The sequence below is a fragment of the Paenalcaligenes niemegkensis genome (assembly GCF_022230885.1).
Taxonomy (GTDB): domain Bacteria; phylum Pseudomonadota; class Gammaproteobacteria; order Burkholderiales; family Burkholderiaceae_B; genus Paenalcaligenes; species Paenalcaligenes niemegkensis.
The window spans coordinates 1-14766 of record NZ_JAKGCT010000002.1 but is presented as its reverse complement, the minus strand read 5'-3'; the positions used below and the strand labels follow the sequence as shown (position 1 = coordinate 14766).

5 protein-coding genes, 2 tRNA genes, 2 rRNA genes and 2 pseudogenes are annotated in these 14766 nt (G+C 50.9%); 8 read left to right on the top strand and 3 right to left on the bottom strand.

The genetic code is table 11. The features are described from left to right. The first annotated feature begins 12 nt into the window (after positions 1-12). Together dnaE and L1889_RS01825 are read left to right on the top strand one after the other, a co-directional pair. Positions 13-3488, top strand: a pseudogene (gene dnaE, locus L1889_RS01830) (DNA polymerase III subunit alpha). A gap of 118 nt (positions 3489-3606) precedes the next feature. Beyond that, positions 3607-4376, top strand: a pseudogene (locus tag L1889_RS01825) (glycosyltransferase family 2 protein). A 53-nt stretch (positions 4377-4429) separates the two neighbouring features. Here L1889_RS01825 and L1889_RS01820 read toward each other — a convergent pair. Together L1889_RS01820 and L1889_RS01815 are read right to left on the bottom strand one after the other, a co-directional pair. After that, on the bottom strand, positions 4430-5194 hold the full coding sequence (locus L1889_RS01820; RefSeq protein ID WP_238663634.1) for a YdcF family protein: 765 nt from the start codon (positions 5192-5194) through the stop codon (positions 4430-4432). Next, positions 5191-6177: a glycosyltransferase family 9 protein gene (locus L1889_RS01815; protein WP_238663633.1), complete on the bottom strand. Its 987-nt coding sequence runs from the start codon at positions 6175-6177 to the stop codon at positions 5191-5193. Before L1889_RS01815 ends, L1889_RS01820 begins: the two co-directional genes overlap by 4 nt. A gap of 96 nt (positions 6178-6273) precedes the next feature. Here L1889_RS01815 and msbA point away from each other — a divergent pair, with 96 nt between their 5' ends. Then, positions 6274-8058 (top strand): lipid A export permease/ATP-binding protein MsbA, encoded by a 1785-nt coding sequence (gene msbA, locus L1889_RS01810; RefSeq protein ID WP_238663632.1) that lies wholly within the window; start codon positions 6274-6276, stop codon positions 8056-8058. 159 nt (positions 8059-8217) lie between these two features. Beyond that, positions 8218-8628, top strand: coding sequence for a hypothetical protein (locus L1889_RS01805; RefSeq protein ID WP_238663631.1), 411 nt, complete (start codon positions 8218-8220; stop codon positions 8626-8628). Between the two features lie 164 nt (positions 8629-8792). Here L1889_RS01805 and rng read toward each other — a convergent pair whose 3' ends face one another. Further along, the gene (gene rng / locus L1889_RS01800; RefSeq protein ID WP_238663630.1) at positions 8793-10256 is read right to left on the bottom strand and encodes a ribonuclease G; all 1464 of its coding nucleotides are present in this window, start codon (positions 10254-10256) and stop codon (positions 8793-8795) included. Between the two features lie 1172 nt (positions 10257-11428). Between rng and L1889_RS01795 the strand changes: the two genes are divergently transcribed. The 4 genes from L1889_RS01795 to L1889_RS01780 form a co-directional block, all read left to right on the top strand. After that, a 16S ribosomal RNA gene (locus L1889_RS01795) occupies positions 11429-12966 on the top strand. 95 nt (positions 12967-13061) lie between these two features. Beyond that, a tRNA-Ile gene (locus L1889_RS01790) sits at positions 13062-13138 on the top strand. A gap of 11 nt (positions 13139-13149) precedes the next feature. Next, positions 13150-13225, top strand: a tRNA-Ala gene (locus L1889_RS01785). Between the two features lie 418 nt (positions 13226-13643). After that, positions 13644-14766: ribosomal RNA gene (locus L1889_RS01780) — 23S ribosomal RNA — on the top strand; the annotation flags it as partial.

Sequence of the window (14766 nt, the reverse complement as noted above, 5' to 3'; positions counted from 1 at the left end):
TAAAAGATATTTATGAATTCACCTTTTGTACATTTACGCACGCATTCCGAGTTCTCGGTTGTCGATGGCATAGCCCGTATTCCCGATCTGCTCCGCAGGGCGGTTGAGTCGCAGCAGCCGGCAATGGCCCTGACTGATCTGGCCAACTTTTTTGGTTTAATAAAGTTTTATAAAAGTGCGCGTAAAAACGGAGTCAAGCCCATTGCCGGAGCCGATCTCTGGATCGAGAACGAGAGTGATCGCGACAAGCCCAGCCGCGCACTTGTTCTGGTGATGAATAATCAGGGTTACCTGGATCTTTGCGATTTGCTGACTCGTGCCTGGCTGGAGAATCAGTTTAAAGGCAGGGGGAAGTTAAACGTGAATGGCTGGCTGGGCAGCAGAACCTGATCATGCTGTCTGGAGGCCGTTTAGGCGATATCGCCCAGGCCCTGGAAGCCGGGAATGTGGATCTCGCCCGTGAGCATGCCCGGTTTTGGGCAGAGCATTATCCAAACCGCTTTTATATCGAACTGCAGCGTGCCGGAAACGAAGGTGACGATGCCTACGTTCAAGCTGCCTGCGGGCTGGCCGCTGAGCTGCAGTTGCCGGTCGTCGCAACGCATCCGATCCAGTTTATGAACCCCGAAGATTTCCGTGCCCACGAGGTGCGGGTATGTATTGCAGAGGGAGAGCAACTGGCGAACCCAAGGCGAGTGCGTCGCTTCACAACAGATCAGCATTTTCTTGACTCGGCCGAGATGCATCGCCGCTTTGCCGATATTCCGTCGGCACTGGCAAATACACTAGAGATTGCCAAGCGGTGTAACTTGACCCTGGTATTGGGCGTGCCCCGCTTGCCTGATTTTCCGACTCCTGATGGTATGACGCTGGATGATTTTCTCAGGCACGAGGCCGATCGTGGCCTGGGTGTGCGCCTTGAGCAACTGTATGCCGACGAAACCGAGCGGGCTGCCAATTACGAGAAGTACAAAGAACGGCTTGATTGGGAATGCAACACGATTATTTCGATGGGCTTTCCCGGTTACTTCCTGATTGTGGCTGATTTTATCAACTGGGGTAAAGCAAACGGGGTTCCTGTGGGCCCGGGGCGTGGATCAGGTGCAGGTTCTTTGGTGGCCTATAGTTTAGGCATTACCGACCTCGACCCTTTGCGCTATGACTTGCTCTTCGAGCGATTCCTGAACCCCGAACGGGTTTCCATGCCTGACTTCGATATTGATTTCTGCCAAGATAATCGAGAACGGGTCATCGACTACGTTAAGCAAAAATACGGGCATCAGGCGGTCAGTCAAATTGCTACTTTTGGCACGCTTGGTGCTAAAGCCGTCGTCAGAGACGTAGGCCGCGTCCTTGAGTTGCCCTATAGCATGTGTGATGGGCTCTCAAAACTCATCCCATTTAGTCCTGCTGATCCCTGGACGCTTGGCCGGGCCCTTTCCGATGAGCCTGCCTTTAAAGAGCGCTACGAAACCGATGAAGAGGTCAGGGCGCTCATCGACCTGGCGCGTCCTCTTGAAGGCTTGACGCGTAGCGTAGGCATGCACGCAGGCGGCGTTCTGATCGCCCCGGGCAAACTGGTGGATTTCTGCCCCCTTTACCGGCAGCCGGGGCTTGATGCCAATGCAGTGTCTCAGTACGACAAAGATGACGTAGAAGACGCAGGGTTGGTGAAATTCGACTTTCTCGGCTTGCGCAACCTGACCATCCTCGATTGGGCGGTTAAGTATGTGCGAGCCTTTAATGAGGATAAAAAAGATTTCGATCTGATGTCGCTGCCTTTGGATGATGAGGGCGCTTATCGGATACTGTGCGATGGAAATACCACTGCAGTCTTCCAGCTTGAGTCACGGGGAATGAAAGAGTTGCTGCGAGGCTTGAGGCCCAGCAACTTTGAAGACATTATCGCGATGCTGGCGCTGTATCGTCCTGGTCCTCTGGAATCAGGCATGGTTGTCGATTTCGTTAACCGCAAGCACGGACGCGCCGAAGTCGATTATTTCCATACTGACTTGGAACCCGTGCTGCAAAGTACCTATGGCGTCATTGTTTATCAAGAACAGGTGATGCTGATTTCGCAGATTGTAGGGGGCTACTCATTAGGTGGCGCCGATCTGCTGCGCCGGGCGATGGGTAAGAAAAAACCAGAAGAAATGGCGATGCACCGTGAAATCTTCGAAAAAGGCGCGGTGGAAAAAGGCTACGATGCCGATCTTGCGGTAAAACTCTTTGACTTGATGGAAAAATTCGCTGGCTATGGCTTTAATAAAAGTCACTCGGCTGCCTATGCGCTTATTGCCTACCAAACTGCCTGGCTTAAGGCTCATCATCCGGCTGAGTTTTTGGCGGCGACGTTGTTATCCGATATGGATGACACCGACAAGATGCAGATTTTTTGGCAAGATGCCCTTAACAATGGGATAGAGGTACTGCCGCCAGACGTTAACGAATCCAATTATCGTTTCGAACCGGTGCGAGATCGTTACACCGAACAGGGCAAACCTCCCCGTACGATTCGCTATGGTCTGGGAGCCATTAAGGGAACGGGGCAGGCTGCGGTCGAAGCCATTATTGCGGCACGTACCGAGGGCGGGCCTTTTACCAGTCTTTTTGATTTTTGCCGTCGGGCTGATCGTACTCAAGTCAATCGCCGTACCGTCGAAGCCTTAATTCGTTCGGGGGCTTTTGACACGATCTCTGACAATCGCGCAGCCCTTATCGCTTCGTTAAGCCGTGCGATGGAAGGTGCCGAGCAGGCAGCCAGAAACATTAACCAGGCCAGCCTGTTCGACAACGATGCTGATGACATCGTAGAGGAAGAACTCGCCCGCACTCGTCCATGGGATCTGCAAACCCGCTTGCGCCAGGAAAAAATGGCCATGGGTTTTTACTTCAGTGCCCATATTTTTGATGCCTGGCGAGACGAAGTCCGCCGCTTCGCACCGCGGCCCCTGGCTAGTCTGGAGCCATCCCGTTCACCGCAATGGTTTGCTGGCGTGCTGGCATCGGTACGTGTTCGCATGACACGTCGAGGTCGCATGTTGTACGCATTGCTTGACGACGGCTCGGCTCAGGTCGAAGTTTCTATCTTTAACGAAGTGTTTGAAGCCAATCGTCAGCATTTGCGCGAAGATCAGTTGGTCATCATCCAAGGCAAGGTAAGCAACGATGATTACACGGGGGGATTACGTGTGACTGCAGACGAAATACTTGATTTGCAGTCCGCCCGTGAAGCTCGTGCCAAAAGCGTATGCTTAAGTTTGAATGGCAGTGCCAATGTCGAACAGCTGCGCAAAGTGCTTAATCCTTTTCGTGCCGAACCTGAAAACAATATTCCCGGTGTCGCGGTCGATGTGCAGTTAAATTATGATGCATATTCATGTATGGTTCGCCTTGGGGGCGAGTGGCGGGTGCGGCTGGCGGACGCCATGTTTGACCAGCTGCACGACTGGCTGGGCGAAGAGGCCGTAGAGATACACTACACCTGATTCCGCTTTGATGGCTGCAGAGCCAGGCCTAAGATGCACATGCCTGGCTTTTTTAATCGCTACAGGGCTCAGCTTTTTATATTTTTAAACTAAGGTTTCGACATCGTCGATAAGCAAGATGACACGACTGACTGTTATTCTCATCACGAAAAATGAAGAGCAGCACATCGCTGAGTGCCTGGCCTCGGTGTCATTTGCCGATGAGATTATCGTTGTTGACTCCGGAAGCACTGACAACACGGTAGCCATCGCCACGCAAATGGGGGCTAAAGTTCAGGTCACTCCAGACTGGCCGGGGTTCGGGCAACAGAAAAACCGGGCTCTGGATCTGGCAACAGGGGATTGGGTATTCAGTATCGATGCTGACGAGCGGGTGCCAGCTGAACTGGCTCAAGAGATACAGGAGGTAATGCAAAACCCGCAAGCCGCCGACGCTTATAAAGTACCAAGGCTCTCGTGCTTTGGGGGAAATGGATGCGGCACAGTGGCTGGTGGCCCGACCGCATCCTGCGCTTGTTCAAGCGCGGAAAGGCCCGCTTCAAAGATGTGCCGGTACATGAAAGCCTGATCTGTGAAAGCAAGACCGAAAACCTGCAAGCACATCTATTGCACTACACCTACGATAGCCTTGAAACCCTGATCTCTAAAATCAACAGCTACTCTTCAGTGGCAGCGCAGATGCAGTTTGAGCGGGGAAGGCGCATTAGTCTGGCGGGCATAGTTCTGAAGTCGGCGTGGACTTTTATTCGGCTGTACGTTGTACGTCGTGGATTTTTAGACGGGAAGCAAGGCCTTATCCTCGCACTGGTATCGAGTGCAGGAAGTCTGTTTCGCTATTCGAAGCTTTGGTTTCTCAATAAGAACATTAACTGGAAGCCCAAACCCTAGCCAAGCCTTCAGTCTTCGCCAGGCACGCCGTAACTTCTTAGGCGGCCCGGTGCTTAGACCCAGCCTCGTGTCCAGTACACGATTAATCCTACATACTCTTTAATGATTGAGCGGCTCGCCTGAAGTGCCCGCATCGATGGCCGCCATGCCGAAAAACCGGCTTGCCTGGATGGCACGATCTGTGGCGCAACCGGGGCGGCGATAATTTCCACCCCTTGTTTAGCAAAGGTGGCAATTGAGCGCGGCATATGTAGAGCCGAGGTCACCAGGAGTACATGGGTAATGCCGCTGTCACGCAGTTGCTGCACGCTAAACAAGGCGTTTTGGCGTGTGGTCAGGCTTTCGTTTTCGAGCACAATAGCCGACTCAGGGACGCCCAGGCTTTCCAGCGTACGAGCCATCATTTGTGCTTCACTGTAGCCACCATCCAGCGCTGCACCAGACACCACTATTTGCGGGGCCTTATTCATGGCATAAAGCTCTGCTGCGCGCTCGGTCCTGGATCGCGTGCCTGACGTTTCCACGGGTTCAAACCAGTTTTTTCGGTTATTAGCGGTATTTCCACCCAGCACAACGATGGCCTCCGCCGTCGGTGAGGCGTCGGCCTCTACATAAGGGTAAAGCTGTTCAAGATAGCCGCCTGTCCAGATGGAAGTTGCAGGTAGCGACCATGCCCCTACCCATATGGCGGCGGCCACGCTTAAGCAAAGTGCCGTTTTACGCGCTCGAAAAATAAACAGCAGGGTGGCGACAAGCAATAGTGCCACACCTAGATTCAAAGGAATGATTAACTGCGGTAGAAGGGCGGAGATGCTCATGCTACAGCCTTTGTTGTTTCAACCAGTTCGATTGAACGGTTGATGACATCATCAAGAGAGGGCCAGTTGCCCTCGTCGCCAAGGGTGTAGGCTCTACTTGACCAGGGGCGCGTGCGTAACAAGGTTGAAACGCCAAACAGGCTAAGTTGCCGCGCTTCTACGGCTGCGGAAAGGTGGGACACACCCGAGTCATTGCAAATGACCAGCGCAGCCTTTTTGCATAAGACCGCAAAGGCATCTAATGGCAAAGGAGGAACCATAGGAGTGTCTGGTGCAGCAGCCCTGGCAATTTTGACTTCATGAGCCGGCGGGCACATGACAACTTTGGCACCGATTCTTGTTAACGCATTATAAAGCTCTGCATACTCAGCCCAGACTTTGTTTTTTCCCTTGTGCAGACCTTTTGCTGTAGGAGCTATCAATACGTATTCATACTCGCGCAGGCCCACGTCCTGCATCACCTTTGCACATAGCTCATAGGCTTCCTCGCGCAACTGCAGGTTAAGCTTCTTTTCAGGAGCCGGTGCCAAGGCCAGCCCCCAGTTTTTGCAGGCCTGGAAAGCCAGGTTGTACCAAAACTCGACCGCATGCATGGGCACGACAGGCTTTTTGATGGGCCACTTCAAAAGGATGGTTCGCCCTTCATCTTTATAGCCTGCACTGGGCACACCAGCCAGCCGGAAAACCAAGGCGCTTGAAATTGAGTCGGGTACGATCAGCCCGACGGCCTTATCGTGTTGATGCTGCTTTTTATGCGTACGGACCCGGGACGCGTCTTCCCTGATGTTACCTGTGATTTCTATCCAGCCATCAAAGCGATACGCAGACAATAAATCCTTGGCCCACGGTTTGGCACACATGACGATTCGTACACCCTGATCCATCAGCCCATGTAACATGGGAAGACACATGCTGATATCGCCAATCCAGTTCGGCATGCGTAAATAAACTACCGTCTCTGATTGATTAAATTGAGTGGTCATACACAACTATTTTGTGGCTAAAAAAACGGGTTAGCGGCGCAGCGCCTAAGAGCGCTAAAATGCGTCCAAACCTCTAGTATATAAGTGAGCTCACCCTTGAAAAAACTAAAACCAAAGACCGCCGAAAAAAAACGCTTATTCGACTCGGATATTTGGCCTCGTATTTACCAAAGGTTGTCCCCACAATGGAAGTTAATTGTAGTCGCGATTCTTCTGGTTACCGTAGTTTCCGCAACAAAACCCATGCTGGCCCTGATTATGCAGCCTCTGCTGGATGAGGGGTTCAGCGGTGATAAGCCCTCCTACATGTGGAGCATTCCGCTCACCGTTATCGCCCTGATGTTCGTACGCGGAGTTGCTTCCTTCGCCAGTGATTATTTATTGGCATTAGTTGCTAATAATATGCTGCGAAAAATGCGCACGGATATGTTCGAGCGCCTGCTAGCCTTGCCCGACATCGTTTTTAAGCGCGGAGATACGGGACGTCTATTGAATCGCTTCACCATCGATGCAGGCACCATGACCAGTGTCGCTACCGAAGTGATTACTGTTCTGGTCCGCGAAACCATCACTATCGTCGCTCTGATCGCCGTATTGCTCTATATGTCATGGCAGTTGACGCTCATTGTTTTTGTGATGTTACCTATTTCGTTCTTGACCGCGCGTATTGTTTCAATCCGCCTGAGGAGAATCAATCGGGAAACCGTCAACATGAACGCCGAGCTGGTCAGGGTGGTCGGGGAGACCATTGAGGGCCAGCGAGTAGTAAAGCTATTCGATGGTTACGAGCGGGAGCACAATCGCTTTGTGTATGTAAACGGACGTCTGCGCCGCTTTGCTATGCGCGCAGCAACCGCCAATGCTGCTTTGTCTCCTATTACCCAGTTTTTTATTTCGCTCGCTGTTGCTGGTGTCATCGCCATGGCCTTATATCAAGCTTCAACTCAGGGCTTGACCATCGGAAGCTTTGCAGCCTTTCTGGGGGCCTTGGCCCAGCTATTTGATCCTATAAGACGACTGACCGGAATTGCGGGTACGACTCAACGCATGATGGCCGCAGCAGAAAGCGTTTTTGCCCTGATCGACTTCGAGGTTGAGCCGACGGCCGGCAAGCGTTCATTCAGCCGAGCCGTCCAAGGCCATCTTGAGTACACGGGCGTAACTCATTATTTTGAAGGTAGCGACACGCCTGTCATCAATAATTTAAGTTTCAAAGCCGAGCCAGGACAAACAGTGGCCCTTGTGGGTCGCTCCGGAAGTGGAAAGACCACGCTGGCCAACATGTTGCCACGCTTCATTATTCCTACGGCGGGTGAAATACGTATTGACGGGGTCGACATACAAGACGTGGATTTGCTTTCGTTGCGCGCGCAGATGTCGATGGTAAGTCAGGATGTGGTGCTTTTTGAGGGCAGTATTCGCGAGAATGTGGCGTATGGGGTGTATGCTGCACGCACCGATGATGAAGTATGGGCCGCACTGGAGGCAGCGAATCTGGCTGACTTTATCAGGAGCTTGCCAGGAGGCTTGGCAGCGCCGGTGGGTGAGAAGGCGAATATGTTGTCGGGCGGACAGCGGCAACGTCTGGCGATTGCGCGTGCGCTGATCAAAGATAGCCCCATTCTGATCCTGGATGAAGCTACTTCCGCACTTGATAACGAATCCGAACGTCAGATTCAGGCTTCGCTGGATATCTTGATGCAAGGCAAGACCACTCTGGTGATCGCGCACAGACTCACTACGATACAAAAAGCAGATTTGATCTTAGTGTTGGACAACGGAGAGATCATCGAGCAGGGAAATCATGCACAGCTGCTCAGGCTTGGCGGTGTATATGCCTCGCTGTATCAAATGCAGTTTTTGGATGAAGGTATCGAGTAGGACAATACACCTTTGGCAGAGTGATCTAATGGCAGGCTGCGAGTTATTCAAGGTCCATCCTGCCAAGGCGAGTGTGTTTAAATTGTGATTAACGCTTAAAAACGGTCGCAGAGCTCAGGCTAAAGTCGTTGAATAATTAAAGGGTAATAAGGTCCAGTTATGAAAATGTTATTTGCAGCAGGTGTATTGATCGCTTTGGCAGGATGCGCCACAGCACCTGCCCCGGGAAACTTGCGCGAAAGCGATCTACGCCAGAGCGCTTTCTTGCGGGGCGAGCAGAAGTTCAACTCTACTTTTGCGCAGGTACAGCGTAACTTGTTTAAAAACCAAGAACTCTGTGACATTGATTTTGTGTGGCGTCTGGACGAGAACCAAATCAGCTATGGGACGATCCTTTATAAAGCCGAAGCCGATGCAGATCTTAGTCAAAGCGTTTTAATCGATATCACCTCCTATTCCAACGGAAATATCGTAGCCAAAGCCTATACCTATTACGCTGATGCAAGGGCGAATGCACGAAATGCGTTGAATGTTTTGACCGATCCAACCATATGTCCGCCTAATAGCTGATAAGCAGGTGGCGAAAAACAAAAAAGCTAAGCATCAGGCTTAGCTTTTTTGTTTTGACATGCACTTTTTGACTTGGTCAGCTTTTAGAGCTGTGCCTATGCGTTTTTGGACGCTGTTCAGGCTTTAGCGCCACTCAATGGCGGGAAGCTTTCGCCTCAGTGGTCTTAAAATAAAATAATATCGTACTGTTCCTGCGTGTACATGGGGTCCACTTCCAGCGAAATGGGCTTGCCAATGAAATCACCGGCCTGTGCCAAGTGCTGGCTTTCCTCTTCCAGAAATAGATCCACCACATCTTGCGAAGCCAGAATACGAAATTCTTTAGGGTTAAACTGTTTGGCCTCCCGCAGGACCTCACGCAAGACTTCGTAGCAAACGGTACGGGCAGTGCGTACTGATCCCCGTGACTGGCAGGTGGGGCAAGGTTCGCATAACTGATTGTTCAGTGATTCTCGAGTGCGCTTCCTGGTCATTTCGACTAGACCCAATTGACTGAATCCGCTGACGGTTACTCGAGTGCGATCTTTAGCCAGGGCTACATGCAGCTCTCTAAGCACACTCTGTTTGTGCTCCTCGTTATCCATATCAATAAAGTCCAAAATAATGATTCCGCCCAGATTGCGAAGACGTAGCTGCCTCGCAATTGCACCGGTGGCTTCTAAATTGGTTCTAAATATCGTGTCGCCGAAGTTACGCCCGCCAACGTATCCGCCTGTGTTGACGTCTACAGTCGTCAGGGCCTCGGTCTGATCAATGATTAAATAGCCGCCAGACTTTAGGTTCACGCGTCTGGACAAGGCGCGTGCAATTTCCTCATCGACATTGACGGTATCAAAAAGAGGGCGGCTTCCGACGTGATGGTGAATACGATCCAGCACAGAGGGCGTGTACGTTTTGGCCCAATCCAGCATGGCTTGCACGACGGTGCGCGAATCCACGATGATGTTCTCGGTTTCAGGAGTGACCATGTCACGCAATACGCGCTGGGTTAAATCCAGGTCTGTATAAAGGGTAGATGGGCTAGGCTGGCTGCGGAGCCGTTGCTGAATAATGCACCATAATTTCTTCAAATACTCGCAATCAGCCTGCAGCTCTTCATCGGTGGCCAGTTCGGCTTGAGTTCGTACGATAAACCCGCCTTTTTCATCCGGCCCGCTTAGTTTTTGTACCCTGGCCTTCAGGTCATTTCTGAACTCTTCACCCTCAATACGCTGAGAAACACCCACATGAGGATCGTAAGGCAAGTACACCAGCATGCGCCCTGCAATACTGATCTGTGTAGATACGCGTGCGCCCTTGGTACCCAGTGGATCCTTAGTCACCTGAACGATCAGGGACTGGCCTTCAAACAATATTTTTTCAATTGGTGTGGGGTTGGCACCGTTGATGCGCTCTGATCTGTTTTGCCGCAAATCGGCTATATGCACAAAGGCCGCACGCTCCTGACCTATATCTATAAAGGCGCTTTGCATTCCGGGCAGCACGCGGACAACTTTGCCCAAATACACATTGCCTACATATCCTCGCTGTATGCTGCGCTCTATATGTAGCTCTTGAACCGAGCCTTGTTCAACTAAAGCGACGCGAGTCTCGAAAGGAGTAACGTTAATAAGAATGTCTTCAGGCATAGTTCAGTTTGATGATTAGGGAGTAATTCAGTGTAGGCGCAACATTAGGCTTTAACCAGTATCTAATAGAAAAACGAAGAAAATGCAGAGTTATCGAGTAGGCTACATAAATTGAAGAGCCTGAGGATGGCCATGCCTCTTTCATACTTGGCTCTTGCCCGCGATATTGGGGGCGAAGAGTAAATATGGAAATATAAGCTCTACCTTTTCAGTTACGGTGTTTCGTTTTATACATAAATGTCAGGTGTTCCAGTAAGATTTCATGCGGGAAGCGGGGGCGAATGCCTTAGAAAGTGACAATGTTGCCATATAAAAGGCCTGTTTTTGGCTAATGAGTAATAAGAGCTTGACAGTATTTGCTCTCCGGGCTAAAGTTCTTTTCCTGCTCAGCGAAAACAAGTCGTTTTGCGATACGGTAGTGATTCCCGCTTAGCCCAAAGGGCAGCTTCAAATCACCACAGTATTTTTGCAATGAGTGGCAACGGCACTTCGGTGTCAGCCGTTAACTTTTAGTTGACAGCCAGCAAAAAGCAGTGCTATAGTTTACTGCTTCGCTACTGCAGCGGCTTTTGTGAAAACGAAAGCAGGTCGTAGCCAGAAGCGAAAGAGAGGTAGTAAGCAAGTAGCAAACAAGTGGGAAGACGGCAGCGCAGTTATTGCCGGGCAGGTAGCAGTACAGCAGGGACGTAAACCTCAATGTTTAGCGGTCGTGTTTAAGGTGCCAGGAAGTGTGGTGCTGGCACGGCGTTTAAGTATTTAGGTTTACGAGAGATCGAGGCAGGTGGGTTAGGCGGTGTGTTGAGAGTGTTTTAGTTTTACTTCTTCCAACAAATTGCTTGACAAACAAATTTAGATGCTTCATAATCTCGTTTCTCTGGTTGCAGTGCACCACTTCGGTGGGCCAGCAGGCAGTGCAGAATAACGCAGTACAGGCAGTATAGATGTTGATTGTGACCAATTGATGTCGACCCGTTCTTTAAAAATTTAACAGCCGATAAGTGTGGGCGCTTGGAATGAGTGAGCCAATCTTCTCACGAAGATTCGCCACAAAGTTAAAATCAAGTGCTCACATAAAGAAGTTTTTAGTATTGCCTTGTGCATACACTGAAGATTTCTTTGAGTACACTCCGCTGAGCTCTATTTATAGGGCGAAGCAAACGAAAACAGAGATTAAACTGAAGAGTTTGATCCTGGCTCAGATTGAACGCTAGCGGGATGCTTTACACATGCAAGTCGAACGGCAGCACGAGAGAGCTTGCTCTCTTGGTGGCGAGTGGCGGACGGGTGAGTAATATATCGGAACGTGCCCAGTAGCGGGGGATAACTACTCGAAAGAGTGGCTAATACCGCATACGCCCTACGGGGGAAAGGGGGGATTCTTTTAGAACCTCTCACTATTGGAGCGGCCGATATCGGATTAGCTAGTTGGTGGGGTAAAGGCCTACCAAGGCGACGATCCGTAGCTGGTTTGAGAGGACGACCAGCCACACTGGGACTGAGACACGGCCCAGACTCCTACGGGAGGCAGCAGTGGGGAATTTTGGACAATGGGGGGAACCCTGATCCAGCCATCCCGCGTGTATGATGAAGGCCTTCGGGTTGTAAAGTACTTTTGACAGGGAAGAAACGGCACTGCCTAATAAGCGGTGCTAATGACGGTACCTGTAGAATAAGCACCGGCTAACTACGTGCCAGCAGCCGCGGTAATACGTAGGGTGCAAGCGTTAATCGGAATTACTGGGCGTAAAGGGTACGCAGGCGGCTAGGAAAGAAGGATGTGAAATCCCAGGGCTCAACCTTGGAACTGCATTCTTAACTGCCTAGCTAGAGTATGTCAGAGGGGGTAGAATTCCACGTGTAGCAGTGAAATGCGTAGATATGTGGAGGAATACCGATGGCGAAGGCAGCCCCCTGGGATAATACTGACGCTCAGGTACGAAAGCGTGGGGAGCAAACAGGATTAGATACCCTGGTAGTCCACGCCCTAAACGATGTCAACTAGCTGTTGGGGCCAATAGGCTTTAGTAGCGCAGCTAACGCGTGAAGTTGACCGCCTGGGGAGTACGGTCGCAAGATTAAAACTCAAAGGAATTGACGGGGACCCGCACAAGCGGTGGATGATGTGGATTAATTCGATGCAACGCGAAAAACCTTACCTACGCTTGACATGTCTGGAATCCTTAAGAGATTGAGGAGTGCCCGCAAGGGAACCGGAACACAGGTGCTGCATGGCTGTCGTCAGCTCGTGTCGTGAGATGTTGGGTTAAGTCCCGCAACGAGCGCAACCCTTGTCATTAGTTGCTACGAAAGAGCACTCTAATGAGACTGCCGGTGACAAACCGGAGGAAGGTGGGGATGACGTCAAGTCCTCATGGCCCTTATGCGTAGGGCTTCACACGTCATACAATGGTCAGGACAGAGGGTCGCCAACCCGCGAGGGGGAGCTAATCCCAGAAACCTGATCGTAGTCCGGATCGCAGTCTGCAACTCGACTGCGTGAAGTCGGAATCGCTAGTAATCGCGGATCAGAATGCCGCGGTGAATACGTTCCCGGGTCTTGTACACACCGCCCGTCACACCATGGAAGTGGGTTTCACCAGAAGTAGGTAGCCTAACCGCAAGGAGGGCGCTTACCACGGTGGGATTCATGACTGGGGTGAAGTCGTAACAAGGTAGCCGTATCGGAAGGTGCGGCTGGATCACCTCCTTTCAGAGCGCGTGCTCACGAAGCGAAAGCGTCCACACTTATTGGCTGTTAACAAGTTCCATGACCAAGGTCGATCAACACCTGGCAACACAACAATTGGGTCAGTAGCTCAGTCGGTTAGAGCACCGTCTTGATAAGGCGGGGGTCGTTGGTTCGATTCCAACTTGACCCACCACGATTTACCTCGGGGGATTAGCTCAGCTGGGAGAGCACCTGCTTTGCAAGCAGGGGGTCGTCGGTTCGATCCCGTCATCCTCCACCATTATTTTAGCGGTGTTGATTGGGTTGGCGTTTACTTGCCAACAGCGTTGTTGGCAAGTTTGGTTCATGGAAGGAATTGAGACATTGCACGCCTCGGCGTTGGCCGAAAAAAGCGGTGTATGGCTCAGTTCAACGACCAGTATCGTTTTTTTAGACGGTACTGCTCGTTGGGCTGATTAGCTCGATGGTTTTAACTTGTTCTTTAACAATCTGGAAAAAGCACAACGAAGTGTATTCATGATGCATCGCGATAATATATCGGGATGTGTGAATATGCGGGTTGTGATTGCAAAATCAACAATTTTGTTCAAATAGTTCTCAATATAGATAGCGCATTGATTAATCAATGTGGATATTGTGAGTGATGAACGGCACAACGCGAAAACTCATAATCCTATAATTAGCCTAAAGCGTTATAGGATCAAGCGAATAAGTGCATGCGGCGGATGCCTTGGCGATCACAGGCGATGAAGGACGTGGTAGTCTGCGAAAAGCTACGGGGAGCTGACAAACAAGCTTTGATCCGTAGATGTCCGAATGGGGGAACCCACGACAGCGATGTCGTATCCTACACTGAATACATAGGTGTAGCGAAGCTAACCAGGTGAACTGAACCATCTCAGTAGCCTGAGGAAAAGAAATCAACCGAGATTCCGGAAGTAGTGGCGAACGAAACCGGACCAGCCTTAACGTGATAGTCGATTTGATAGTTGAATGATCTGGAAAGGTCAACCGTAGTGGGTGATAGTCCCGTAAGCGAAATCAAATCGGTGGTACTAGGCGTTAGACAAGTAGGGCGGGACACGTGAAATCCTGTCTGAATATGGGGGGACCATCCTCCAAGGCTAAATACTCGTGATCGACCGATAGTGAACCAGTACCGTGAGGGAAAGGCGAAAAGAACCCCGGAAGGGGAGTGAAATAGATCCTGAAACCGCATGCATACAAACAGTAGGAGCACCTTCGGGTGTGACTGCGTACCTTTTGTATAATGGGTCAGCGACTTACATTCAGTGGCAAGCTTAACCGAATAGGGGAGGCGTAGCGAAAGCGAGTCCGAATAGGGCGAATCAGTCGCTGGGTGTAGACCCGAAACCAGGCGATCTATCCATGGTCAGGTTGAAGGCACGGTAACACGTGCTGGAGGACCGAACCCACTAATGTTGAAAAATTAGGGGATGAACTGTGGATTGGAGTGAAAGGCTAAACAAGCCTGGAGATAGCTGGTTCTCTCCGAAAACTATTTAGGTAGTGCCTCGCGTATTACTGTCGGGGGTAGAGCACTGTTATGGCTAGGGGGTCACAGCGACTTACCAACCCATGGCAAACTCCGAATACCGACAAGTACAGCGCGGGAGACAGAGCACCGGGTGCTAACGTCCGGACTCAAGAGGGAAACAACCCAGACCGCCAGCTAAGGTCCCTAAAACGGGCTAAGTGGGAAACGAAGTGGGAAGGCATAGACAGTCAGGAAGTTGGCTTAGAAGCAGCCATCTTTTAAAGAAAGCGTAATAGCTCACTGATCGAGTCGTCCTGCGCGGA

Coding starts and splice junctions, on each gene's coding strand:
- L1889_RS01805 (WP_238663631.1), top strand. CDS start 8,218: ATGAAAATGTTATTTGCAGCAGGTGTATTGATCGCTTTGGCAGGATGC.
- L1889_RS01815 (WP_238663633.1), bottom strand. CDS start 6,177: ATGACCACTCAATTTAATCAATCAGAGACGGTAGTTTATTTACGCATG.
- rng (WP_238663630.1), bottom strand. CDS start 10,256: ATGCCTGAAGACATTCTTATTAACGTTACTCCTTTCGAGACTCGCGTC.
- L1889_RS01820 (WP_238663634.1), bottom strand. CDS start 5,194: ATGAGCATCTCCGCCCTTCTACCGCAGTTAATCATTCCTTTGAATCTA.